The sequence below is a fragment of the Winogradskyella ursingii genome (assembly GCF_013403975.1).
Lineage (GTDB): Bacteria > Bacteroidota > Bacteroidia > Flavobacteriales > Flavobacteriaceae > Winogradskyella > Winogradskyella ursingii.
The window spans coordinates 1-25,202 of the sequence record NZ_JABFDH010000004.1 but is presented as its reverse complement, the minus strand read 5'-3'; the positions used below and the strand labels follow the sequence as shown (position 1 = coordinate 25,202).

General features: G+C 35.5%; 18 protein-coding genes and 2 tRNA genes. 3 read left to right on the top strand and 17 right to left on the bottom strand.

What is annotated here, in order from left to right; genetic code table 11:
• Positions 1-52 precede the first annotated feature (52 nt).
• From HM983_RS10445 to porU, 7 genes are all read right to left on the bottom strand, one after another.
• Positions 53-736, bottom strand: coding sequence for an SDR family NAD(P)-dependent oxidoreductase (locus HM983_RS10445; protein ID WP_179345386.1), 684 nt, complete (start codon positions 734-736; stop codon positions 53-55).
• Positions 729-1,787 carry a M28 family metallopeptidase gene (locus HM983_RS10440; protein WP_179345385.1) on the bottom strand — a complete coding sequence of 353 codons (1,059 nt, stop codon included), beginning with the start codon at positions 1,785-1,787 and terminating at the stop codon, positions 729-731. The genes HM983_RS10445 and HM983_RS10440 overlap by 8 nt, the downstream gene beginning before the upstream one ends.
• 143 nt (positions 1,788-1,930) lie before the next feature.
• Positions 1,931-3,619, bottom strand: coding sequence for a pyruvate dehydrogenase complex dihydrolipoamide acetyltransferase (locus HM983_RS10435; RefSeq protein ID WP_179345384.1), 1,689 nt, complete (start codon positions 3,617-3,619; stop codon positions 1,931-1,933).
• A gap of 3 nt (positions 3,620-3,622) precedes the next feature.
• Positions 3,623-4,624: a pyruvate dehydrogenase (acetyl-transferring) E1 component subunit alpha gene (gene pdhA / locus HM983_RS10430; protein ID WP_179345383.1), complete on the bottom strand. Its 1,002-nt coding sequence runs from the start codon at positions 4,622-4,624 to the stop codon at positions 3,623-3,625.
• Between the two features lie 162 nt (positions 4,625-4,786).
• Positions 4,787-5,269, bottom strand: a complete 483-nt coding sequence (gene cdd / locus HM983_RS10425; RefSeq protein WP_179345382.1) for a cytidine deaminase — start codon at positions 5,267-5,269, stop codon at positions 4,787-4,789.
• Between the two features lie 76 nt (positions 5,270-5,345).
• A complete protein-coding gene (gene porV, locus HM983_RS10420) occupies positions 5,346-6,614 on the bottom strand; it encodes a type IX secretion system outer membrane channel protein PorV (RefSeq protein WP_179345381.1) in 1,269 nt (422 codons plus the stop codon).
• A 64-nt stretch (positions 6,615-6,678) separates the two neighbouring features.
• Positions 6,679-10,545, bottom strand: a complete 3,867-nt coding sequence (gene porU / locus HM983_RS10415; protein ID WP_179345380.1) for a type IX secretion system sortase PorU — start codon at positions 10,543-10,545, stop codon at positions 6,679-6,681.
• A 314-nt stretch (positions 10,546-10,859) separates the two neighbouring features.
• Here porU and gldJ point away from each other — a divergent pair, with 314 nt between their 5' ends.
• Both gldJ and HM983_RS10405 read left to right on the top strand, forming a co-directional pair.
• Positions 10,860-12,536 carry a gliding motility lipoprotein GldJ gene (gene gldJ, locus HM983_RS10410; RefSeq protein WP_179345379.1) on the top strand — a complete coding sequence of 559 codons (1,677 nt, stop codon included), beginning with the start codon at positions 10,860-10,862 and terminating at the stop codon, positions 12,534-12,536.
• 63 nt (positions 12,537-12,599) lie between these two features.
• Positions 12,600-13,880, top strand: a complete 1,281-nt coding sequence (locus HM983_RS10405) for a UDP-N-acetylmuramoyl-tripeptide--D-alanyl-D-alanine ligase (protein WP_179345378.1) — start codon at positions 12,600-12,602, stop codon at positions 13,878-13,880.
• A 60-nt stretch (positions 13,881-13,940) separates the two neighbouring features.
• On the opposite strand, the gene HM983_RS10400 is transcribed toward HM983_RS10405, so the two are convergent.
• The 9 genes from HM983_RS10400 to HM983_RS10360 form a co-directional block, all read right to left on the bottom strand.
• Positions 13,941-14,015 (bottom strand) — tRNA-Val (locus tag HM983_RS10400).
• Positions 14,016-14,137: 122 nt separating this feature from the next.
• A tRNA-Val gene (locus tag HM983_RS10395) sits at positions 14,138-14,212 on the bottom strand.
• Between the two features lie 63 nt (positions 14,213-14,275).
• Positions 14,276-15,493: a bifunctional folylpolyglutamate synthase/dihydrofolate synthase gene (locus HM983_RS10390; protein ID WP_179345377.1), complete on the bottom strand. Its 1,218-nt coding sequence runs from the start codon at positions 15,491-15,493 to the stop codon at positions 14,276-14,278.
• A 3-nt stretch (positions 15,494-15,496) separates the two neighbouring features.
• Positions 15,497-16,345 (bottom strand): energy transducer TonB, encoded by an 849-nt coding sequence (locus HM983_RS10385; RefSeq protein ID WP_179345376.1) that lies wholly within the window; start codon positions 16,343-16,345, stop codon positions 15,497-15,499.
• Positions 16,346-16,398: 53 nt separating this feature from the next.
• Complete coding sequence (locus HM983_RS10380; RefSeq protein WP_179345375.1) at positions 16,399-16,791, bottom strand: ExbD/TolR family protein; 393 nt, start codon at positions 16,789-16,791, stop codon at positions 16,399-16,401.
• Positions 16,792-16,793: 2 nt separating this feature from the next.
• On the bottom strand, positions 16,794-17,489 hold the full coding sequence (locus tag HM983_RS10375; RefSeq protein ID WP_179345374.1) for a MotA/TolQ/ExbB proton channel family protein: 696 nt from the start codon (positions 17,487-17,489) through the stop codon (positions 16,794-16,796).
• A 64-nt stretch (positions 17,490-17,553) separates the two neighbouring features.
• A complete protein-coding gene (gene nhaD / locus HM983_RS10370; protein ID WP_179345373.1) occupies positions 17,554-18,945 on the bottom strand; it encodes a sodium:proton antiporter NhaD in 1,392 nt (463 codons plus the stop codon).
• An 18-nt stretch (positions 18,946-18,963) separates the two neighbouring features.
• On the bottom strand, positions 18,964-20,190 hold the full coding sequence (locus HM983_RS10365; protein WP_179345934.1) for a Glu/Leu/Phe/Val dehydrogenase dimerization domain-containing protein: 1,227 nt from the start codon (positions 20,188-20,190) through the stop codon (positions 18,964-18,966).
• 74 nt (positions 20,191-20,264) lie between these two features.
• Complete coding sequence (locus HM983_RS10360) at positions 20,265-21,332, bottom strand: anhydro-N-acetylmuramic acid kinase (protein WP_179345372.1); 1,068 nt, start codon at positions 21,330-21,332, stop codon at positions 20,265-20,267.
• A gap of 94 nt (positions 21,333-21,426) precedes the next feature.
• Between HM983_RS10360 and HM983_RS10355 the strand changes: the two genes are divergently transcribed.
• Complete coding sequence (locus tag HM983_RS10355; protein WP_179345371.1) at positions 21,427-22,569, top strand: acyl-CoA dehydrogenase; 1,143 nt, start codon at positions 21,427-21,429, stop codon at positions 22,567-22,569.
• Between the two features lie 51 nt (positions 22,570-22,620).
• On the opposite strand, the gene HM983_RS10350 is transcribed toward HM983_RS10355, so the two are convergent.
• Positions 22,621-25,059 (bottom strand): helix-turn-helix domain-containing protein, encoded by a 2,439-nt coding sequence (locus HM983_RS10350; RefSeq protein ID WP_179345370.1) that lies wholly within the window; start codon positions 25,057-25,059, stop codon positions 22,621-22,623.
• Between the last annotated feature and the right edge of the window lie 143 nt (positions 25,060-25,202).

Genomic DNA, 25,202 nt, shown 5'->3' with positions numbered 1-25,202 from the left:
GTAGTTTTATTTAAAGACGAATAAATAATTTTAGTGTTGCACTAAATTTTATTTAAGGTGTAGAATTTGAAACTTGTAACACTTTACCATTGTAAAATTTATTACCATTTAAGGCAAAATCCTGAATATAACTGGCCATTTCTTTAGCCGTTGTTGGCGCTTGATAATCCGGAAAAGCCTCTGCCAGCATTTCAGTCTGCACGGCACCTAAAGCCAAAACGTTAAACTGTGGACCAGTTTCCTTATATTCTTCGGCTAGTAATTCTGTCAATGTAATTACCGCTCCCTTACTTGAACTATAAGCCGATAATCCAGGAAATTTAACGCTGCCTTGAATGCCTCCCATTGAGCTAATGGTTATTACATGGCCATTATTTCTCATAAATGGCAAAACAATTCTAGTTAATTCTGAAACACCAAAAACGTTGGTTTGGTAGATTTTTTCAAAATCCTGAAAAGAAGTTTCAGCAAAAGGCTTATTGAGCAAAAGACCTGCGTTATTAATTAGAATATCCACTTGTTTCCATTCCTTATTTATAAAATCCTTGACTTTCAGATAGTCCTCTGCTTTACATAAATCAAACGCAAAAGACGAGATATTATCAAATTGAAGATTGGAAACTGGTGCAGCGTTTCGAGATAAAGCCAGAACATTATATCCTTGATTGGCAAACAAATGGACAAGCTCGAAACCTATACCTCGACTTGTACCTGTGATAATTATATTTTTACTCATCCTTTAATGTCACTTCTTTGTTTGGTGCATTCATCATTCCTTCTAAAGCAGGAATCATTTTGTTTATAAAACTGGCCATATGCTCATAATTCATTTTATCCGCTTCATCATCTACATGGTGGTAATAGTCAAAATTTGTAAAATCGAACGTTGAAATGGCATGAGCAGGAATATTTAATTCTTTATAAAAAGGATAGTTATCCGAGCGCATAAAGAGGTTCATTTTTTTTGCATCGGGAAAAAACCCTACAACTTCAGATCCTGCATATTTATTTAGGGTTTCGGCAAAATTGGAGCGCTCATAACCGCTCATATAAGCCATTGATTTATCTTCAGCTCTTGGCACACCTATCATTTCAAAGTTAATCATGGTATAAGCATCCATACCTTGTTCTTTTAAACGTTCCGCCAAATGTCCTGAACCAACTAATCCCATTTCTTCAGCAGAGTATAGTGTAACAAGAATACTGCGTTTATTAGTTTTTGCCTTAGCGAAATGTTTAGCAAACTCCATTGCTGCAATAGTCCCGGACGCGTCGTCATTTGCACCATTTGCAATTTTATCTCCGTTCACCTCCTTATCGAAACCAATGTGATCGTAGTGGCCACCCAGAATCACATATTCATTTTTAAGCTCTGGATCTGTACCTTCAACAACGCCAACAATGTTATAGCCGGTTATCATTTTATCAAGATCAGAACTTCTTCTATTATTGAATTCGAACTTATCTCGATACGTTTCAAAATAGGGTTTAATTCCATTTACTTTTAAATAATTTTCAATAAAAACCGCAGCTTTTTCAATACCCTCAGTTCCTGTGGCGCGACCTTCCAATTCATCTGAAGCTAAAAACTCCATGCTGGCTTTAACAGCTTCAGCAGAAACCGTAGGCTGCACAGGTGAAGCCGTTACAATAACTTCTTCAGGTAAATTATTGTTTTCTACATTTTGATTTGCAGTATTGTTTTCTACCGGATTTTCAACAGTTTTTTGACTTGAAGAACACGCAAGTAGAAATAAAATGACTAATAGTGAAAGTGCTTTGTTCATTGAGATAAGTTTTTTTCATTCCAATAAATTGGAACTAAATTAAATTTTGAGCTTAAAGATAAAAAATCCTGATTCGATTGAATTATCAAATCAGGATTTTTGTGTTTAGATTCCTCACAGTAGTTCGGAATAATTTTTAAATGCTACACCAACATGGTCACAGGATTTTCAATATATCCTTTTAATGTTTGTAAGAATTGAGCGCCAGTCGCACCGTCTACCGTTCTGTGATCGCAGGCCATAGATAATTTCATTGTATTACCTACCACAACCTTACCGTTTTTAACCACTGGCTTTTCTATAATTGCACCAACTGAAAGTATTGCAGAATTTGGTTGATTGATAATAGACGTAAAACTTTCTATGCCAAACATGCCTAAATTTGAAACTGTAAAAGTACTACCTTCCATTTCGTCCAACTTTAATTTCTTATCTCTTGCTTTACCAGCATACTCTTTTACTGCTGCATTAATCTGTGGTAAAGACTGCTCATTAGCAAACTTTACAACAGGTACAACCAATCCGTCTGGTACCGCAACCGCAACACCAATATGCACATGATTATTCATTCGCATTTTGTCGTCAAACCATTGTGAATTAACTTGTGGATGTTGCTTTAATGCCAAGGCGCAAGCCTTAACAATCATATCATTATAAGATATTTTTGTATCTGGCAGTGAATTATATTGTGCTCTAAACGCAATAGCGTTTTCCATATCAAATTCTACATTGAGATAATAATGAGGTGCTGTGAATTTGGATTTAGCCAAATTTTTAGCAATTGCTTTTCGCATATTTGAATTCGCAACCTCATCATAATCCTCTTGACCAGTTGGAACAAATTTACCTATTACTGCTGTTGAAGAACTTGGTGTAAAGTTTTCAATATCACGTTTTACAATCCGTCCATTTTCTCCTGATCCTTTAACCTGATTTAGCTTAATACCTTTTTCATCAGCCATTTTTTTAGCTAATGGTGAAGCAAAAATTCTTCCAGAATCTGAAGTTGTATCCGAAGTTGAACTTGAGCTTGACTTTTTAGAATCGTCTTTCTTTGGTTCTTCTTTAGTAGCTGAGCTTGTCGAATCTTTAGGTTCAGTTTTCTTTTCTTCTGAAGTGTCTCCACCTGCTTTAAAGTTTTTGGCTATACCAGAAACATCAGTTCCTTTTGGACCAATAATGGCTAACAACGCATCTACTTTTGCAGACTCACCTTCTTCCAATCCAATATGTAACAAGTTTCCAGATTGAAACGATTCGAACTCCATAGTGGCCTTGTCCGTTTCTATTTCGGCTAGTATTTCGCCTTCTTCAACCTCATCACCTACTTTCTTTAGCCAAGTTGCCACAGTACCTTCTTCCATGGTATCGCTTAAACGTGGCATAGTAACTACTGTTACACCTTCCGGTAATTCTTCTGACTCATTTGAATCTTCTTTTTTCGCTGAGCTTTCCGAACCTTCAGAATCATCTTCTTTATTTTCTACTTCGCTGTTGTCTTGATCACTTGTTGATTCAGAGTCGTCTTCTTCACCACTTGAATCATCTTCCGTTGATGCTGATTTACCATTAACTAAATCCGAAATATCCTCTCCTTCTTCACCTATAATAGCTAATAACTCATCTACCTTGGTGGTTTCACCTTCTTGCACACCAATGTGAAGTAACGTCCCTTCATGAAAAGATTCAAACTCCATAGTTGCCTTGTCGGTTTCAATTTCGGCTAAAATATCTCCTTCCTCAATTTTATCCCCTACTTTTTTTAACCAAGATGCAACGGTACCTTCTTCCATGGTATCGCTCAAACGTGGCATATTTATTACTTCTGCCATTGCTTATTTTATTTTATGTTCTATAAAAGGATAATCTTCTTGCTCGTAAACAGCGTCGTACATGAGGCTCTTTTCTGGGTAAGGAGACTCGTCCGCAAATTTTTCACATTCTGTTACTTTTTTCTTAACGCGCTTGTCAATTTCTTTAATTTCATCTTCAGTAGCGTATTTCTTCTCTAGAATCACCTCTTTTACCTGAGTAATTGGATCGATCTTTTTATATTCTGCTACTTCATCCTTAGTTCTGTAATGCTGCGCATCAGACATGGAATGTCCTCTATAACGATAGGTTTTCAACTCTAAAAATGTTGGACCTCCACCATTACGTGCACGTTTAATAGCCTCATCAAAAGCTTCTGCCACCTTAACCGGATTCATCCCGTCTACTGGTCCGCAAGGCATTTCGTACCCTAATCCTAGTTTCCAGATTTCTGTGTGGTTAGCGGTTCGTTCCACTGATGTTCCCATTGCGTAACCATTATTCTCGCATACAAAAACCACCGGTAATTTCCATAGCATTGCCAAGTTAAAGGTTTCGTGCAACGAGCCCTGTCTTGCAGCTCCATCACCAAAACAGCATAGCGTCACCGCATCAACATCATGATATTTGTCTCCAAATGCGATACCAGCACCTAAAGGAATCTGCCCACCCACAATACCGTGGCCACCATAAAAACGATGTTCTTTTGAAAATATATGCATAGAACCCCCTAAACCTTGAGACGTTCCTGTAGCTTTTCCGTATAATTCTGCCATTACACGTTTTGGGTCAACTCCCATACCAATTGGCTGAACGTGATTACGATAGGCCGTGATCATTTTGTCTTTTGTAAGGTCCATAGCATGTAAAGCCCCTGCCAAAACAGCCTCCTGACCATTGTATAAGTGAAGAAATCCTCTAACTTTTTGTTGAATGTACACTGCGGCAAGCTTGTCCTCAAACTTACGCCAGAACAACATGTCCTCATACCATTTTAGATAAACTTCTTTTGTTACTTTTTGCATTAAATGATGTATTAAATCTTTCGATTTGGTTGATTTGAACTGTTTCGAAATCCCTTTATCAAAAGGAAAAGTTTAATAACAAAAATAACACTTTAGCTAGGAATGAAGAAATTGAAATTGGCAAAAAAAATATGAAAAAAATAAATAATCGTTACCGAAACCCTATAAAACTGAATTTTCAAAAAGTAAGGGCAGTAAATTGGATAGGGAATCTGACTTGACCACTTTGCCTTTGGCACCCATAAAATAGATTTCAATGGGTTGATCTTGTTTAAGTTCGTACTCTGCTATTGCTTGTCTGCATGCACCACATGGCGGGATTGGTTTATCCGTTACCTGATTTTGTGAAGAGGCAGTTAGCGCCATTTTTAAAATCTTTGCATTTGGATATTTTGCACCAGCGTAATATATGGCTGTACGTTCTGCGCACAACCCTGACGGGTAAGACGCATTTTCCTGATTACTACCAATTACCACCTTATTATTATCTAATAATATGGCCGTACCAACGTGAAATTTTGAATATGGAGCATAAGCATTATCTCGAGCTTCTATTGCAGCGTTCATCAGCTGCTGAATCTCTTCGTTAAGATGTTCTGGACCTTCGTAAACTTTTAATTTTGTTTCTATCGTAACCTCCCTCATATCGGAACTATTTTAGACAAAAAAACTATTGCTTTTTAACAAACAATAGTTTTTAAATTAGATCATTTATGTGTTTTTAATATTCGCTGTACTCTCCATCTCCAAAGTTAAATGTCAATGAAAATCGTAATGTGTTTTCCAAAGGACTTTGAATTCTTGATGCTGAAAACAAATATGACAAGTCTATATTGATTGTGGTATATTTAAAACCTGCTCCTAATGCGAAAAACTTACGAGCACCTTTGTCGTCCGCTTCATTGAAATATCCAGCTCTCAACGCAAAAGAATCCTGATACAAATACTCGGCACCTAAAGCCCAAGTAAACTCTCTTAGCTCTTCACTAAAACCACCTGGCGCATCGCCAAATGACTGAAATACACCGGTGATAAAACCTACGTCATTATCTTGACCTTCAATAATTACATTTTCTTGTGTATCTATCAACTCATCATCATCTGGCTGAGGGTCATTTGCATTCGGTTCATCATACATACCATTTCCATTATTATCAACGTACTCAACTCTTGTACCTCTAATTGGAGGAGTTGGTACCAAATATTTGGAAACTTCCGCAGTCAATCCAAGCGTACTATATTGATCAAAAATAAAATCGAAGCCTGCTCCAAGTCTTAAATTGGTAGGCTGAAACGAATCTTCTCCACCATCATCATACTTAAATTTAGGACCTAAATTCTGAATCGCAAAACCTGCTCTCCATCTTCCATTAAAATCGTTATATGCCTCTTCTTCACTTTGGTAATAACCTGTAATGTCAGCGCCAAAAGTACTTGCAGGCTTGGCGTTTGAATTTGGTAAAGCACCAATACGTAAAGCAGATCTTAAATAACGCAAGCCAACTGCCATAGCAAATTGATCCGATAAACGCAATGTATAGGCAACGTCTACTGCATACTCATTTGGTTTCACGGCAATTCCGGGATCGTTGGCATCTTGTGTTAATACGATTTCGCCCAATGAGAAATATTTTAAACTTGCAGAAACTGCACTATTTTCATTTAGTCTATTATAATAAGTAGCATAGCTTAAGGATATATCGTTGACCAAACGTGTTAAATATGGCGTAAAGCTCAAACCAATTCCAGATTTTGATTCTGAAAACACATACTTTGCTGGATTCCATTGTTGCGAAAATCCATCTACAGATGTCGCTACGCCAATATCACCCATACCTGCAGATCGAGAATCTGGTGCAACCAACATAAATGGTAAACCCGTAGTTATTACACGACTATCATTATCATTCGGGATAAAATCGACTGAATTCTGTGCAAAAGAAAAGCTAAGTGTTGTTAAGGCTATGAAGCCGAGAATAAGTTTTTTCATGAGTTTTTTTAAGTTCTTAATGCACTGAGAGTTGCACTAATAAGTTAACAAATATAATTTTTTATTAGAGTATTACAAGTTTTTCAATTCTTTCAACTTGCTTATTTAAACGGTTAGATTTCACTTTTAGTTTATAGACATAGACACCTTTTCCAATTTTATCTCCAAAATCGTCTCTACCATCCCATATAATGTCTTTAGACAATGAGCTCACAGACTTACTCCCTCCTGTGGTTTGACCATTCAAAGTTCTGACCAATTTACCAGAAACAGTGAAAATTTGAACAGAAATATCCAGTGGCTCCACACTATTATGATTGAACCAAAACTCTGTATAACTCACAAAAGGGTTAGGATAATTCAAAACATTATTAATTACCAATTCTTCGTCTTTATCAAAAACGGTAAATTGGATTTCTGAGATTGAAGAATTATTATAAACATCCCAAGCTTTTAACGTCAACGTATGCAAGCCTGGCTCTAAATCCCTAAAAGCATAAGAAACTGTTCCGTTGGTGTAATCATCTATATTAGCTTGATAATAATCATTTAGTACCACTGGATTAGTCTCGTCACCATCAATGATGGCGGTTATGTCATGCCCAATACCACTTGCGGTATTGATTCCATTTGCGTCTTGAAGTTTTGCTAATAGTGTAGGAGATTCATTTGTAATTCCTCCAGACACAAAGTTCTCGTCATTCATAAATAAATTGATGACTGGACCAATATTATCTTCTGGTGCATCTTCATTAATTCCACCGATTTGCACATCAAAATTTGCGCCTGTCTGGTCGGAAGTGGAGTTTTCATTTTTAGCATAAAAACTCACCTTTCCATTCCCTACAGGGATTCCAATATCTCTTGGCACTATAAAATCAAATTCGAACTGACCATTCTCAATTGTTGCTTGACCTTTAAAAATTATTTCACCCAAAGTATTGAAATCCAAAATAATTAAGCCATTATTATCTTGCACTCCATCGTTTCCTAATGTCTGACGTTGAATGTCCTTATCCATAACCGTCGCTGTTAATGTACCGTTATAGTTTGACAGTAAATTACCACCACCATCAACAACTTCACCAGCCAACTTAGTATAGCTTAAGGCCTTTAATGTGTCGATAGGTTGAGAAATCGCGACATCGTTAACTCTTGTAAGCCTTACATTTGGTCTTGGAATAGCTAATTTCATTGCTGGGTCACCAATTAAAAACACCAAATATTTTTGATTATTACCAGCAACAGCATTATCTGACTTTGCAAGTCTTAAGGCTTCTCCAATGGACGGATAGTCGTCGGACCCAAAAGCAAATAAATAATCATCTAAAGTTTCATTAAAGTCCACTCCGTAGAATAGAAAGATTTGTCTCGTCGTGGTAATGAGACCGACTGCACCTCCGTTTTTATTCCAAAACGTGAATTCACCTGCCGTATCTCTATTGGGATCATCAAATTTCGTGTATTCGCAAGTTACGGTTACAAACACATTGAATTTGCATATGTTATTAATCTCCTTGGCATCATCTACATCGAATATACGTTCTTTTGCCAGACCGTCTTCACCGCCATGACCAAAATAATTAACTACAATTGCACCTACTTCAATAGCATCTTTGGTAGCCTTATTAACTCTTGGATATCGATCACCTGCGGAGGACGATTCCTGAACAAAAGCATCAGAATGAATTTTAGTAACGTTAATAAATGGTTTTTCAGTTTCTAAAGATGTCCCTAGACCTTCCGTTGTTTCCTGTAACTGTCTTTCATTTACAACATCTACATCGTCAGAGATAACAATGACATTATTCCTCCAGCTGCCGTAAGCCTCAGGTTGGTAGTATGCTGCTATTTTATCTACCATCTCCCGTGCTCGTTGCAGATCTTCAGCTAAAATTCTTCCAACTGCAATGTCCAATCTGGCCGCGATACCAGATTGACCATCTAAAGTACCTTCATTGGGATCCATCATTCCATAAAAATCATCAGATACAAAAGATGAAGACAAACTAAAACTGCTGTTGCTATACCAAGATGGTACAATGTTGGTGTTATTACGAATCCTGTTTTTGTAATCATAAGAGCCATCACCAAAGAGACATAAGTACTTAAGTCTATTTTCTGGCGAGCTGGCATTATCATAAACGTATTTTACGAAGTTTCTAATCGCCGCTATATCTTGGCTACCAGTGCTAAATTCTGTATATATTTCTTCAAGGGTTACAACCTTAACATTAAGCTGATATTGTTCTCTATTGATCTGGGCCAGCCTTTCGGCCTGAGAAGAAAGATTTTCAGGTGTTACAATGATGTAGTCAATATCCTGAAATTGCCCTTGTGGATTATTGAAAATTGTACCCTTAAGATTCTGGTTGGCAACTATAGATCTAGAATCGATCTGTGGCTCGAACAAATCTGAACTACCAAATGCAATATAAGTTCTCACTTCACCTGCCTGAGTTTTAAATGAGAACTCACTAACGCTATCTGTATTTAGGACAGAAGATACATTAAAACGGTCGGTAATATCCCAAACTTCCTTTACACTACTTGCATTAGACAATGTATATTCAACAACGCCTGGCATATTATTGACCTCCTCATTATAGAATTTTATTTGATCACCATCATATATCAATTGTCTAGTAGCTTCAATATTTATATAATCCAAAAAACCATCTGCAGTCGGGTTTCCATTATTATCGTAATTGAGTGTAACAGAAATATTATCTGAAGCAATATCTATACTGTTATTAAACGCATTTGCACTCCCAAGGACAAAACCTTCATTTATTGCACTTAATTGTAGATTAGACACATTATTACCATTGATATCTATACTCATTACGGATGAAGTAGCCGACACCGCACCTACAGCGATACTGAATTTAACTGGAACACTTGCGACTAAGTTAGGGAAGTCAAACTCATAGGTTCTCCTATTTTCAATATCAAATTTATCACCAAACCATCTACGACCCAATTTGGCGAGATTAAATTCGTCTACTTCATAAAATTGATAATCTTGAAACGTATTAATATTTATACTGGGAGCAGTATCTATAGCTGGCATTGTACCGATTCGTTTGCCATTTCCTGAACTTACATTAATATAATAGTAAGTTTTATCCGTGTACAAATTAATATTGGTATTACTTTCTTGGCTATAGACATCTGGACCTTCACCATAAAAAACAATATAATCTCCGTTATCAAAACTGCCATCTTCCTCTCCAACAAATTTGATGGCATTTTCCACAACGTCATATGGGTAATTAGCCGAATTGGCATATGGTAACATTCTACCGCCATTGCCATAAATCTTTATGTTTCTAGGATCAACCGAATTTGTGTTAATACCAAGACTATTCAGAAAGCTTTTTGTAAGTCGGAATACTCCAGATTTGTCAATATAGAATCGATACCATTCACCAGAAGTCAACACAGAATTTGTGATTACATTGAAACGATTAGAATTTCTATTTAAAGAACTGTTATTTCCAAATTTATAATTGAGGGTGAAAGATGTGATTTTACTAAACCTATTTCCATCTTTTATTATCGGAGACAACTCAAAGGAGTTGGACAACTGTCCCCTTGCATTCGTATTATAAAACTTTAAATTTGGGCTTGAAGGTATGAGCTCAGTATTAAGACCTTTTAAATCATTCTGACTGATTTGCTCGTAAGTTACATTTGATAACGAAGCTGAGTTTTCATCAACAAAACCTTCACTGTCCCATTGAGCAAAAAATTTTATGCCTTTGGTATCAGTATAACTGAAATGTTCATCATTAAACACTGGCACCTCTATTTTACTCAGTGAGGTTTCCACAACTTTGGTTCCATTCCATTCTATAGTGTATTGTTTCTTTTGCCCAAATATGAGCAATGAGAAACAGAAGAGAAGAATCGTATAGTAATATTTCATTTATACTTTTTCAGGTTTCTTTGTAAAATTCAATAAATTCAAGCACCTCACCTTTAAATTTCACAGTAAAATAACGTGCATAAAAACCCGTTATTATAGTAGCGTAATTTTTATTTCAAAAATACAACAATAATTTATTTTTAGCTTCGTTATTAAAACAGCAAAATACACCGATAAACGTCAAAAAATCCGATGTGATGTTTAAAAAAAAGGATGAAATGCACATTTTTTTACAATTTTGCTTAAAAAAAAGTTGTGCGTTTACCTTTAATTACTATATTGCGAGTCTAAATTTAACGAGCTTACTTAAACGTATGGATATGAAAAATGTCTCAAACCTAAAATTTTTAATAGCAATTATGCTTTGTGCATCAATTGTGAGTTGCAAGCGTTCTTCGGGATCTGGCAATGTAGATAGTGCTACTGGCTGGAGAATAAACGACAGACAAGGCGGCTTTCAGTACAACACTGACTTTAAAGAGCAAGAAACACCTCAAGGTACTGCTTTTGTAGAAGGAGGTACTTTTACCATGGGTAAAGTGCAGGACGATCCGATGCGCGATTGGAATAACACACCAAATCAGCAGCACGTTCAGTCATTTTATATGGATGAAAATGAGGTAACCAATGTAAATTATCTTTTTTACTTAGATTATTTAAAGAGCGTATACCCTCCAGAAGATCCAAATTATGCTTTAATATATAAAGGTGCTCTTCCAGATACATTAGTTTGGAGAAATCGTTTGGGTTATAACGAAATGATGACCGAAAATTATTTGCGTCATCCTGGTTACGCTAATTACCCTGTAGTAGGAGTAAGCTGGATACAAGCTGTTGAATATGCCAACTGGAGATCTAACCGTGTAGCGGAAAGCTCTTTACAAGAAGAAGGTTATATCAAAAGGGATGCCCAATATACCGATTTGAGTGCGGAAAGCACTTTTGATGTTGATACTTACATCAACGCACCATCTCAAACTTACGGTGGCAAGGAAGAGGTATTACAAGGAGGGAGACGAAGACAACAACTTGATGCAAACGGAGATCCAATTAACATCTATGCCAATAGAGAAACTGGTGTTATTCCAGTAAAATATAGACTACCAACTGAAGCTGAGTGGGAATATGCAGCGTTAGGCTTAAGTGAATTACGTAGTTATAATATTTATAGAGGTCGTAAAAAATACCCTTGGGATGGTCAATATACCAGATCAGGGAAACGTGCAACGCGTGGTGATCAATTAGCCAACTTTAAACAAGGTAAAGGTGATTATGGCGGAATCGCAGGATGGTCTGACGATGGTGCTGATATTACTGCTGAAGTTAAATCTTACGAACCAAACGATTTTGGTTTATATGATATGGCTGGTAATGTTGCAGAATGGGTAGCTGATGTTTACAGACCTATTGTAGATGATGAGTTTAATGACTTTAATTATTACAGAGGTAATGTTTATACCAAAAACGCTATTAACGAAGATGGTACAGTTAAAATAGTTACTGTTGACGAAATTGTTTACGATACACTTAGTAACGGAAAAATAGTGGCACGCGATTTACCAGGTGAAATAGCAACGGTTCCTGTGGATACTGATGAAACCTATCTAAGAACTCAATTTAGCACTAGTGATAACCGAAACTTTAGGGATGGGGACAAGCGATCTTCACGCTATTATAGAGATAATTTTGACGAAGGTTCTGATCAGAGCCAAACCAGTAAAATGTACAATTCACCTAAACATAGGATCGCAGTAGATTCAGCTGGAGGTAAAATGGTAAGAGAATACGATAAATCTGCCACCAGAACTTCACTTATTAATGACGAGGTAAGAGTTTACAAAGGTGGTTCTTGGAGAGATAGAGCGTATTGGATAGATCCAGCTCAACGTCGCTATTTCCCTCAGGACATGGCAACCGATTATATCGGATTTAGATGTGCTGTTTCTAGAGTAGGTTCTAAATCACAAAATAAAAATAAAAGACGTAATTAATACGTTCTAAATATTATTGAAAAAGTCCTGATTTTATTTTCAGGACTTTTTTATTTTAGACATATGAATATAAATCAGCTTTATCATAAGTTTAGAGAAAGTTCGGGAGTATGTACAGATACACGCCAACTAACAAAAGATTGTATGTATTTTGCTCTAAAGGGCGATAATTTTGATGGTAACAAATTTGTTTCCAAAGCTTTTAAAAATGGTGCAAAATATTGTGTGGTTGATTCTAAACAAGCAGTAACAAATGCTAATTGCATATTGGTGGATGACACGTTACTAACACTTCAGGAATTGGCCAATTATCATAGAAAGCAAATTAACATTCCAATTATTTCACTCACAGGTAGCAACGGAAAAACTACAACAAAAGAACTTATTCATGCCGTTTTAGCTACTACTTTTAATGTAAAAGCGACCAAAGGTAATCTCAACAACCATATTGGCGTGCCACTTACCATATTGAGTTTCTCTAAAGATTTGGATTTTGGCATCGTAGAGATGGGTGCCAACCACATAAAAGAAATTGAATTTTTATCGAATATAGCTGAACCAGATTATGGACTAATAACCAATTTTGGCAAAGCACATCTAGAAGGTTTTGGCAGCATTGAAGGTGTTATTGAGGGTAAATCTGAGTTATTTACTTATTTGAAACAAAATGAAAAGACGGCAATAATAAATACAACTGATAAATTGCAGTTAAAGCAAATTGGCAATTATACCAAAACAGTCACTTTTGGTTCTCATAAAAATAATGACTGTGTTGTTACGTTTAAAAATGCTGATCCGTTTGTGACCGTAATTTATGATAATGTAGAAATCCAAAGTCAGCTTATTGGCGATTATAACTTTGGCAATATTGCAGTTGCTATAGCGATTGGGCAACATTTTAAAGTTCCAAAAGCACAAGTTAAATCAGCAATTGAAACATACCAGCCTAATAATAATCGGTCTGAGATTATTTCCAGAGGCTCTAATACGATTATACTTGACGCTTACAACGCCAATCCCACGAGTATGCTGGCAGCGCTTAAGAATTTCAAGCAACTCAATGCTAAAAACAAATACTTATTCCTGGGAGATATGTTTGAATTAGGTAAAGACGCCGAACAAGAACATCAAGCGATTGCAACTTTTGCCGAAGACAATTTTTCTGAAAATATAAATTTAATAGGAAAGAATTTCGACAAAACAAGAACTCTGAATTCCACACATAAATTTTCCACATTTGAAGATTTAGAACCTAAAATAAAAAATCTTACTATAGAAAACGCAACCATATTAATTAAAGGTTCTCGTGGAATGGCATTAGAGCGAATTTTAGAAATACTATAATTCTATCTATTATTATAAAAACAAAAAAATCCAAACATAAGTTTGGATTTTTTTGTTTTGTGGGTCATACTGGATTCGAACCAGTGACTTCTACCCTGTCAAGGTAACACTCTAAACCAACTGAGTTAATGACCCGTTTTCAATTTCAAAAGTAACGATTATTAGATATAGTCTAAAATTAATTTTAAGCATTCGCACAGTACTATTTTGAAACAAAAATTCCGATTTGAAAAATCAAATCGGAATTTTAATTGATGTGGGCGCGAAGGGATTCGAACCCCTGACCCCTTGGGTGTAAACCAAGTGCTCTGAACCAACTGAGCTACGCGCCCTCTAAATTGGATTGCAAATATAGATTAGTTTTTAATATCTCAAAAGATTTTTAGCAAAAAAAGTTAAATAATTTCCGCGACTACAAAAGTGCTACCACCTACGTAAATTACATCATTTTTTGACGCATTGCTTTTTGCGTTTTCCAAAGCTTCGTTTACATTGAAATAGCTTTTACATTTTAATTCATTCGCTTTGAAAAAGGATTTTAATTCCTCAGCGTTCTTACCACGTTCTACATTAGGTTTGCATAAGTAATAAGTTGCTTCTTTAGGTAAAATATCTATAATTGATTCTAAATTTTTATCCTTAACAACACCAAAAATAATATGCAACTTATTAAATTCTTCAGATTGCAATTGTTGCATTGTGTAACGTAATCCTTCTTTATTATGAGCAGTGTCTGCAATAATTTTGGGCTGTTCAGATAATATTTGCCACCTTCCTTTTAAACCCGTATTATCAACTACATTACTGAGACCGCTTTTTAAATTTGAATTTGATATTTGATATCCAAGTTTATTCAATACTTCAACAGATTGGACAACTGTTTTCATATTGTGTTTTTGATAAACTCCTTTTAAATCACTTTCATAAATAGTTTCAATTAATTGATCAGCGAAGTATATCTTGGAATTGTTCATTTTGGCCTTTGAGATAAAAACCTGTTCTGTTTCAGTTAGTGTTTCACCTATTACTACTGGTACGTTATATTTTATGATTCCGGCCTTTTCGGCAGCAATTTTTTCAAGTGTATCCCCTAAAAATTGTATGTGGTCAAAACCTATATTGGTGATTACGGATAATTCTGGAGTGATTATATTAGTGGAATCCAATCTTCCACCGAGCCCAACTTCTATTACAGCGATATCTACATTTTGTTTTGCAAAATAATCGAATGCCATACCAACGGTCATTTCAAAAAAAGAAAGATTATTTTCTTTAAAGAAGGATTTGTGTCGTTGCATAAAACCAATTACGAAATGCTTACTTACTTCTTTTCCGTTTATCTTAATCCGTTCCCTAAAGTCTTTTAAGTGTGGTGAAGTATAGAGCCCTACTTTATAACCTGCTTTCTGCAATACAGATGCAAGCATGTGGCTAGTCGATCCTTTACCATTAGTACCTGCTACATGAATAGATCTGAACTTTCTATGTGGATGATTTAAATAGGAATCTAATTTTAGGGAATTTGTAAGATCTTTTTTAAAAGCCGAAGCTCCCTTATTCTGATACATTGGAAGTTGCTGAAACATCCAGTGGATTGTATCCTCGTAGTTCATAGCTTATTGACTAACATCAAAATTGATACTAACAAAACCAATTTGTCTCGCTGGCGCATCACTATCTGCCGGCCATTTGTGTGACATCGCAATTTTCTTAGCTGGCTCTAATAAGCATGGATGTGTATTGGTAGTACCTTTTATCCCAGGTTCTGCGCTGACTACTTTACCGGCTTGGTTAACTTCAATTTTAACAACCACCAAACCATATTCGTTACATTCTTGCTTAAAAATCTGACGTGATGGTTTCCCTCTGCCTCCTAGACCATAACCCACGCCTCCTTTTCCCGGACCTGAACCACCAAAATAACTTGGTGCATAAGGATCACCTTCTGGACGTCCTTTATTACCTTCTGTATTGTCCGGACCTTCTCCACCATCATCTTTGCCATCGGCATTTTTTACTCCACCAATGAGATTGTCGAGTTTTTTTCTTTTTTCGGCCTCTTCGCGCTGTTTTCTTTCTTTCTCCTCACGTTGTTGACGTTCAATATGTTCTGCTTCGGCCTTCGCTTTGGCCTCAGCTTCTTTTTGTTTTTTTATAGCTATGGATTCAGCACTTTCTTGAGTGAGTACCTCTTCTGCTTTTGAGGGTGAAGGTGTTGGTTCAACTTGAGATTCTTGCGGTTCGGATTTTTCAATTACTTTATTTTCAACCGCTTTTTTGGGTTCGCTTAGAGGCCTGTTTCCACTTCCAAAATCGGTAGTGCCAAAATTGACTGCGACGCCATATTCTTCTGGTGGATCTAAATATTGAGGACCAACTACAAATAACAGCAATAATAGTATCACAGCTATGAGTGCTGTGATTCTTGCTGAGTTTCGTTCGTGTTTATTCTCTAAATATTTCACTTTACCGTTTTCTAAAATCTGTCAAGTACAAGATGCTTTTAAAAAATTGCCGTTTAGTTGGGCTTAACGGCCAAAATGACCTTGAATTTGTTTCTATTAGCTATATCCATAACCTTCACTACATTTTCAACAGGCACAGATTTTTCTGCTCTTAGAACAATTGTTGGTTGCTCTTGAGATTCCATTGCTGCTATCAACTGCGTTTCAAGAACGCTTTCGCCAACTCTTTTCTGATCTATGTAATAGGTTAAATCAGATTTAATGCTAACAGATGTAGATTTTTTGTTCTCCGTTTTTCCGCTTGCGGTAGGAAGAATAATGTCAATAGCATTGGTAGTGACCAATGTTGATGCAATCATAAAAAAAATGAGTAACAGAAACACAATATCCGTCATTGACGCAAAATTGAATTCGGGTGTTACTTTATTTCGGCCTCTAATATTCATAATTAGATCGGTTCGTTTAAGTGATCTAAAAATTCTACTGAATTCGCTTCCATTTGGTGTACTACCTTATTAGTTCTTACAACTATATGATTATATGCTACATAGGCGATAATACCGACTACAAGCCCTCCCACAGTTGTTGTCATTGCTGTATAAAGTCCGCTAGCCAATACATCCATCTGAATGGTGCCACCTGCGTTTGCAAGTTCAAAAATAGAAAGGATCATACCTACCACCGTACCCAAGAAACCAATCATAGGAGCTACACCAGAAATAGTAGCTAAAACACTTACATTTTTCTCAAGTTTATAAACTTCTAAACGTCCTGCCGTTACGATGGCAGTATTAATATCTTCGAGGGGTTTTCCAATTCTTGTAATACCCTTTGCTATCAATCTTGAAACAGGAGAATTGGTTTGAGCACATAGCATCTGCGCCGATTCAGTCTTACCATTACTGACGTGATCCTTTATCTGATTCATAAAATTCGAATCGATCTTAGATGCATCTTTTATAGCGAAAATTCTTTCAAAATAAATATATGTTGATACAATTAAGAGAAGAAAAAGAATAAGAATTATTACCATTCCTGCAGTACCACCACTTGTGATAAGCTCAATGATAGAGAGTGTTTTTTCTACCGACTCACCGTCAGTAGCAATATCTGCTCCCTCCTGAATATTACTGGGTAATATCATATACTGAAATGTTTAAATTTTAAGTTCTATGTGTTATAACGCTAAGAATTTCGCTTAAGTATATTTAAAATAAACCTCTTGTTACCATGAAGGCAGCCGCACCTGCGAGGAAGCCAATGAATGCCAACCAAGAAATCTTTTTCAAATACCAGAAAAAATCAATTTTTTCCATTCCCATTGCAACAACTCCAGCAGCAGAACCAATAATAAGCATACTACCACCTGTACCTGCAGAATAGGCTATAAAATGCCATAATTCGTTATCCATAGGCTCAGAGAACATTCCTAAACTGGCTGCAACTAATGGCACATTATCAATAACAGCTGATCCCACACCTAATAACAATACTACTAAATCCGAAACGCCTTCACCATGTAATTCGGTGCCCATCATTGGCATAGATTCTTGAAGCGAACCTGCGAAATTAAAAAGAATTCCTAAAGATTCTAAAGCGGCAACTGCCATTAAAATTCCCAAGAAAAACAAGATACTTGGCAATTCAATTTTTGACAATGAAGAATGCACTGGGCTATGGCTAGCGTGTGCATCATGTTCTTCTGAAACGGCTTGAGTAATGGCAAATTTTGAATTACTATAAATTTCTGCAAATATGGCTACAACACCCAAAGATAACATCATACCTACATATGGTGGTAAATGTGTAATTACTTTAAAAATTGGCACAAAAACAATTGCTCCCAATCCCAAAAACAACATTGTAGAACTGAACTTGCTTTTTGGTTTATCATCTTCTTCCTGTAACTCTAAAGTGCCTCGAAATGGTTTTAAATAGGATGCAATTAAGGTAGGAACTATCATACACAACAATGATGGTATAAATAAATAAACGAACAGTTTTCCTGTTGAAACTTTATCACCGATCCAAAGCATTGTAGTCGTTACATCACCAATTGGAGACCAAGCACCACCTGCGTTAGCCGCAATAATGATTAAACCTGCATACCAAATTCGAATATCCCTGTCTTTTACTATTTTTTGAAGAATGGAAATTAATACTATTGTTGCAGTAAGGTTGTCAATTATGGCAGATAGAACAAATGCTAAACAAGCAAACATCCATAGTAATTTTCTTCTACTATTAAAGTTTACCGCTGATTTAATTGTTGAAAAACCATCAAAATAATCGATTATTTCAACGATTGTCATGGCACCTAATAAAAACACCAATATTTCTGCCGTTTTACCCAGATGATGTAGCAGTGTCTCTTCCATCCATTCCATTTTGGCTTCATGACCGAAATTTGCAAAACCTTCTACCAAACCATGGCTTGCAGAGTCGAACCACTCTTGAAAATCATCGATACCTAACGATATCAATGCCCAACTGATGGCCATCATTACAAGTGCGGGAATGAGTTTATCTATTTTTATATTATGCTCTAAGGTTATGGCCAAATAGCCAAAAACAAATACAAGAATTATTACTGTTGTCATATTTTGGGTAGTTTATAATTATATTAGTTGTCTTAATGCAATTTCAAAAGCTGTTTCGCTAATACCGGTTTTATTTGGGTTTATTTCGTCTACTTTTTTAATGGCTTTTCTAATTACTTTTGAAGTATCGTTGAAAATGGCTTCATCCGTCATTTGTACTTTACGTTCCATAAAGTAAGCAAAAACCCTCGCCATTCCGCAATTGGAAATAAAATCCGGTATTAAACTTACTTTCTGGTCTGTATGTTCCATTATAGAACCAAAGAATATTTCTTTATCAGCAAAAGGCACGTTGGCTCCGCAAGTAATAACTTCCAGTCCTGTACTAATCATTTGGTCAATTTGATTTTGAGTAATTAATCTTGAAGCCGCACATGGTGCAAAAACTTCCGTTTGTAATGACCAGATTTTTTCATTTATTTCTGCAAATGGTATGAGATTATCGGCAACTAAAGTATTACCCGTTTTATTTAGATATAATTGAGTAATTTCTTCAAAAGAAAAGCCTTCTTCACTAATAAGCCCTCCTGCTATATCAATAATTCCAACGACTTTTGCACCCATTTTAGAAAAATAAAATGCTGCTGCAGCACCAACGTTTCCAAAACCTTGCACTACCACACGCTTTTCCTCTATGGAATCTTCCTTAATATCATAAAAATGCTTCGCAGCCACAGCTACACCGTAACCTGTAATCATATCAGCGACAGTATATTTTCTTGAAACATCTGGTGAATATTCAGGATTTTCAATCACTTTGATTACACCGTGCCTCAACTGTCCAATTCTATTGATTTTATCGGCTTGTGTTGGTTTAAAGTGACCTTCAAAAACACCTTCTTGCGGATGCCATACTCCACTTTCTTCTGTGATGGGAATCACTTCATGAATTTCGTCGACATTTAAATCTCCACCAGTTCCGTAATAGCTTTTTAACAAGGGTGAAACGGCTGCGTACCAGCGCTCTAAAACACCCTTTTTTCGCGGGTCTTGTGGATCAAAATTGATTCCGGATTTGGCACCTCCAATCGCAGGTCCTGATACCGTGAACTTTACCTCCATTGTTTTGGCAAGCGATAAAACTTCATTTTTATCCAGTCCTTTTCGCATTCGCGTCCCACCACCAGCGGCACCACCTCTAAGCGAGTTAATTACTGTCCAACCTTCTGCATCTGTTTCGGGATCGTTCCAATGGAACACTATTTCTGGTGACTTGTTCTCGTACGTTTGAAGTAATTCCTTTATCAATTTATAATGATTAGTTAGTTTCAGCAAATATAAAAAACTCTAAAGCCTTAAAAGTTAATTCAAAATAAAATTTAAGGGCTAGGAAGCAAAATTTTCCCTGACGAATGATTCCGATCCGCTCCAGTAACACTTTTAAGACAGTTGACTTCGCCTCTCTCTTTTAAGACACCCAAAAAGCCAAAAATCAAAGCTTCTTTGAATTCAACAATTTCGTTATCAGGAATAACCATGGTTATTGATGTACGAAATTTTAATCGGTCAATTAAAAAATCGTTGTACACTCCCCCTCCAGTTATTAAAACTTCAGCGTTATTATCCTTTAAATTAGCAGCAATTTGCACAGCGATGTGCTCAACAAAAGTTCTTAATACATCCTTTATTTCAAGTTGAAATGAATCAATAAGTGGTAGAATTTTAAGTTTAACCCATTCCAACCCCAAAGATTTTGGTGGTTCATCAGCGTAAAAGCTCAATTGATTCAATTGATTCAGCAAATCTATATTTATTTTTCCTGATGAAGCAATTATCCCTTTATCATCAAATTCTAGTGCTAAATTATTGACGTAATGATTTAAAATAATATTTACCGGACAGATGTCATAGGCTATTCTTTCATTTTTACTTTCGAACGAAATATTGGCAAACCCTCCTAGATTAAGACAGTATTTATACTTTTTAAAAAGTAATCGGTCACCGATTGGCACTAACGGTGCACCTTGTCCACCAAATTTCACATCTTGGACCCTAAAATCGCAAATGATTTTTTTGCCAATTTCATTAGCTAAAATTTGTTGATTTCCGATTTGATATGTGAGACCTTTCTGCGGTTGATGCAGAGCAGTATGGCCGTGGGACGAGATAAAATCTATAAACTCTATGTTGTGTTCTTTGATAAATTTAGTGATTACTGTTGCCAAATATTTAGAATATTCAATATCAACATGTAATAATTCATCGGCTGACTGATTCACCAATCCACTCAAAGTAGTTTTCCAATGTTCTGCATAATTTATGGTTTCCGAACCAATGAGATTAAAACTCCAGTTTTTGCTAAAGTTAAATTTGGCATAAATTAAATCAATTCCGTCCAGAGATGTTCCGGACATAACACCTATAACATAGTACTTACTTTTTAGCATATTAGTAAAAATAATATTCCTTATTGAAAATACCACAATAAACAATTATCTTTGCATGAATTTTTTATCGAATCAATAACAATTATTAGATTTTATGGACTTTAGTTTAACAGAAGAGCATATAATGATTCGCGACGCAGCTCGTGATTTTGCACAAACCGAATTACTCCCAGGTGTTATAGAACGTGATAACTCACAAACCTTTCCGGATGAATTGGTTAGAAAAATGGGCCAATTAGGGTTTATGGGTATCATGGTAGATCCTAAATATGGAGGAAGTGGTATGGATGCGATTTCTTACGTATTGATTATGGAGGAACTATCAAAAATCGATGCTTCTGCTTCAGTTATGGTCTCCGTTAATAACTCATTGGTTTGTTATGGTCTCGAGGCTTATGGAAGTGAAGAACAAAAGCAAAAATATCTGACCAAACTTGCAACAGGCGAGCAAATTGGAGCCTTCTGTTTAAGTGAGCCCGAAGCTGGTAGTGATGCAACATCTCAAAAAACTACTGCTATCGATAAAGGTGACCACTATTTGCTAAATGGCACTAAAAATTGGATTACAAATGGTGGACGTTCTGATGTGTATTTAGTAATTGCACAAACAGACAAGCATAAAGGATCGCACGGCATCAATGCTTTTATTATTGAAAAAGGCATGGAAGGTTTTGATATTGGACCGAAGGAAGATAAATTAGGTATTCGTGGTAGTGATACACACACATTACAATTTAATGATGTCAAAGTGCCAAAAGAAAATAGAATTGGTGATGATGGTTTTGGATTTAGATTTGCCATGAAAACACTTTCTGGAGGACGTATTGGTATCGCTGCACAAGCATTGGGTATTGCTGCAGGTGCTTATGAGTTATCATTGAAGTATTCTAAAGAACGAAAGGCATTTGGCACTGAAATTTGTAATCACCAAGCCATTGCGTTTAAATTGGCAGATATGTACACAGAGATTGAAGCTGCTCGAATGCTAGTCATGAAAGCTGCTTGGGACAAAGACCAAGGTAATAATTACGATATGTCTAGTGCAATGGCAAAATTATACGCAAGTAAAGTTGCTATGGAACACACCGTTGAAGCAGTGCAAATTCATGGTGGAAACGGATTTGTAAAGGAATATCATGTTGAGCGCTTAATGCGTGACGCCAAAATTACCCAGATTTATGAAGGGACCTCAGAAATTCAGAAGATTGTAATTTCTCGAGGATTAATTAAAGGATAATTTTAATTGAATATAAATGTAAAAGCTTCAGAATTAAATTTTGAAGCTTTTTTAGTTTTCAGCTAATTCATTGATGACTAATCGAATTTCAGCATAAGAGAATTTATCATCGATTTGGTGCTTTAAATCTGAAAGATTTTCAAAAGTTTTAGTTGGAATAATTTTCTTTAATTCTGAATAGCTTGATTCAGACATTAAATCCGGAACTTTTACTTCACCAGAAGAAATAAAACTGGCTAAGTGTCCAAATATAGTGTTGGTATTCAGCTCGCGCTCTAAAGCAATTTGATCAATTGATTTTCCTGATTTAAATAAATCTAAAGATATTTTCTTGGTGTCCCCTTTTCGTTTTTTTGGTTTTAAATCCTCAAAAACAGACACATCAGTAGAAGTTTGAATATCATTTTCATCACAATAATCAATTATCACTTTTAATATCTCGTCTCCATATTTTGCTATTCTAGTCTTACCCATTCCATGAATTGCTTTTAATTCTTGTATTGTAGTAGGTAAAATTTCGCACATAGCATACAAAGACTTTTGTGTAAATACCTGAAAGTGTACTAAATCTTCTCGTTTTGCAATTTGATTTCTTAGCTCTCGTAGTAATTCAAACAGTTCAACATTAGTTGTCCCATCAATAATTGTCTTTCTCTGTTTTTTTGGTTTCTCTTTTCCCAAGAAGACCGATTTTGCTCTCAGAGTTAAAAATTGATCCGTATTAAAAGCATCTTTCAAACCTTCAAAATAAGATAGTTTTGTTTCTAATAATTCTTCAAGATTATCTAATTGTTTTTCGATATCTTTTTGAATAGCTTTATTATCAGTGGTAAAACTAAAATCGTTTAATGCTGTCTCTATGTTAGACTTCGTCTGTTCTTTGAAATACGTTACGGCCTTTATAAATCGTTCTTGAACAATATCGTTAGATTCTGGAATTTCCTTATCACTCACCAATGTTTGTAATTGAGATTTAAAACCGTTACTGACCTTTAGCAAATTAGTTGTGCTTTCTTTTATTGTATTTATTGGTTGCTCTACTATACCTTCTATACTTCCCCTATTCTTGTAATAGATATCTAAAATTCGACCAGCAGGATATAAAAACTTATAAAAATCAAAAACTTCTAAAATTAACTGAAGCTGATATTCACGTTTAGATTGTTGTAAAATACTTTCGTTGGGTTGGTTTGCTTCAGCATTTTTATTGAAGTCAATAACATCTCGATCACTAATAATCTGATTGGGCTCAATTTTGCTTTTTAAAACCAATCCCTCCAAAGATTTACAACGGCTTAATGCCACATAGGTTTGGCCATGAGCAAAGGCTCCCTGAGCATCGATTATAGCTTTTTCAAAAGTTAATCCTTGACTTTTATGAATAGTAATAGCCCAAGCCAAGCGTAATGGAATTTGAGAATAACTACCTATTTTGTCCTCGGTAATAGCTTTCGATTCAGAGTCTACTGTGTATTTTATGTTCTCCCAAGTTTCTGATTTTGTTACAATATTGAAATCATCATCAGGGCAATTCACAATAACTTCGTCTTTCTCTAACAAAATTACTTTACCAATCTTACCATTGTAATATCGCTTTTCAGGAGAACTATCATTCTTTATAAACATGACCTGTGCTCCAACCTTTAATTTCAGCTCTTCCTTATTTGGATATGAATGTTCAGGAAAATTTCCATCTATTCTTGCTTTATATATATACTCCTTACCTTTTAATTTTTCCAGTTCTTGTTTGTTCGACTGTATCGCTTTATTGTTATGGGTTGTCAATGAAATATATCCATCTTCTTTGGTAGGTTCAAAATTTGGAAGATACCTTTTGTTCAATTCTTTAGCAGAAGATATACTCAAATTATTATTTCGTATTTCGTTTAGTATATCAATAAACAAAGGATTTTCTTGTCTATAAATATGTTTAAGTTCTATAGTTAAAGGATTACAGTTTTGAAAAGCTTCACTGCTGAAGAAAAACGCATTTTTATAAAAAGGTTTTAATAATTGCCATTCACTTTCTTTAATTACAGGAGATAATTGCTGTAAATCACCAATCATCAACAATTGTACACCGCCAAAAACTAAACTTCTATTTTTATAACGTCTTAAAGTTTTATCTAGACCATCTAACATATCCGCTCTTACCATACTAATCTCATCTATAATTAATAGATCTAGAGACTTAATTATGTTGATTTTAGTTTTACTAATCCTTCTATTAAAATTAGAAGATGAGCCCAAATCGTCATTAGGTAAAATTGGACCAAAAGGAAGCTGAAAAAAAGAGTGTATAGTAACACCTTTGGCATTTATTGCTGCAACACCTGTTGGCGCAACAATTACCGTTCGTTTTTGAGATTGTAATTTTAAATTATGTAAGAATGTAGTTTTGCCAGTACCAGCTTTCCCTGTTAAGAAGATATTTCTATTGGTATTATTAACAAAATTCCAGGCAAGATCAAGTTCCTTATTTACCCTCATGGACAATGTATAGATGAAGCGTTAAGATAGTAAAATTGAATCTTTTGGGCTCAAGTAGTAATCAAAAAAAAAACCCTTACTAATTAAATAGTAAGGGTTCTCAAAAAAGGCGGCGACCTACTCTCCCACGGATTGCAGTACCA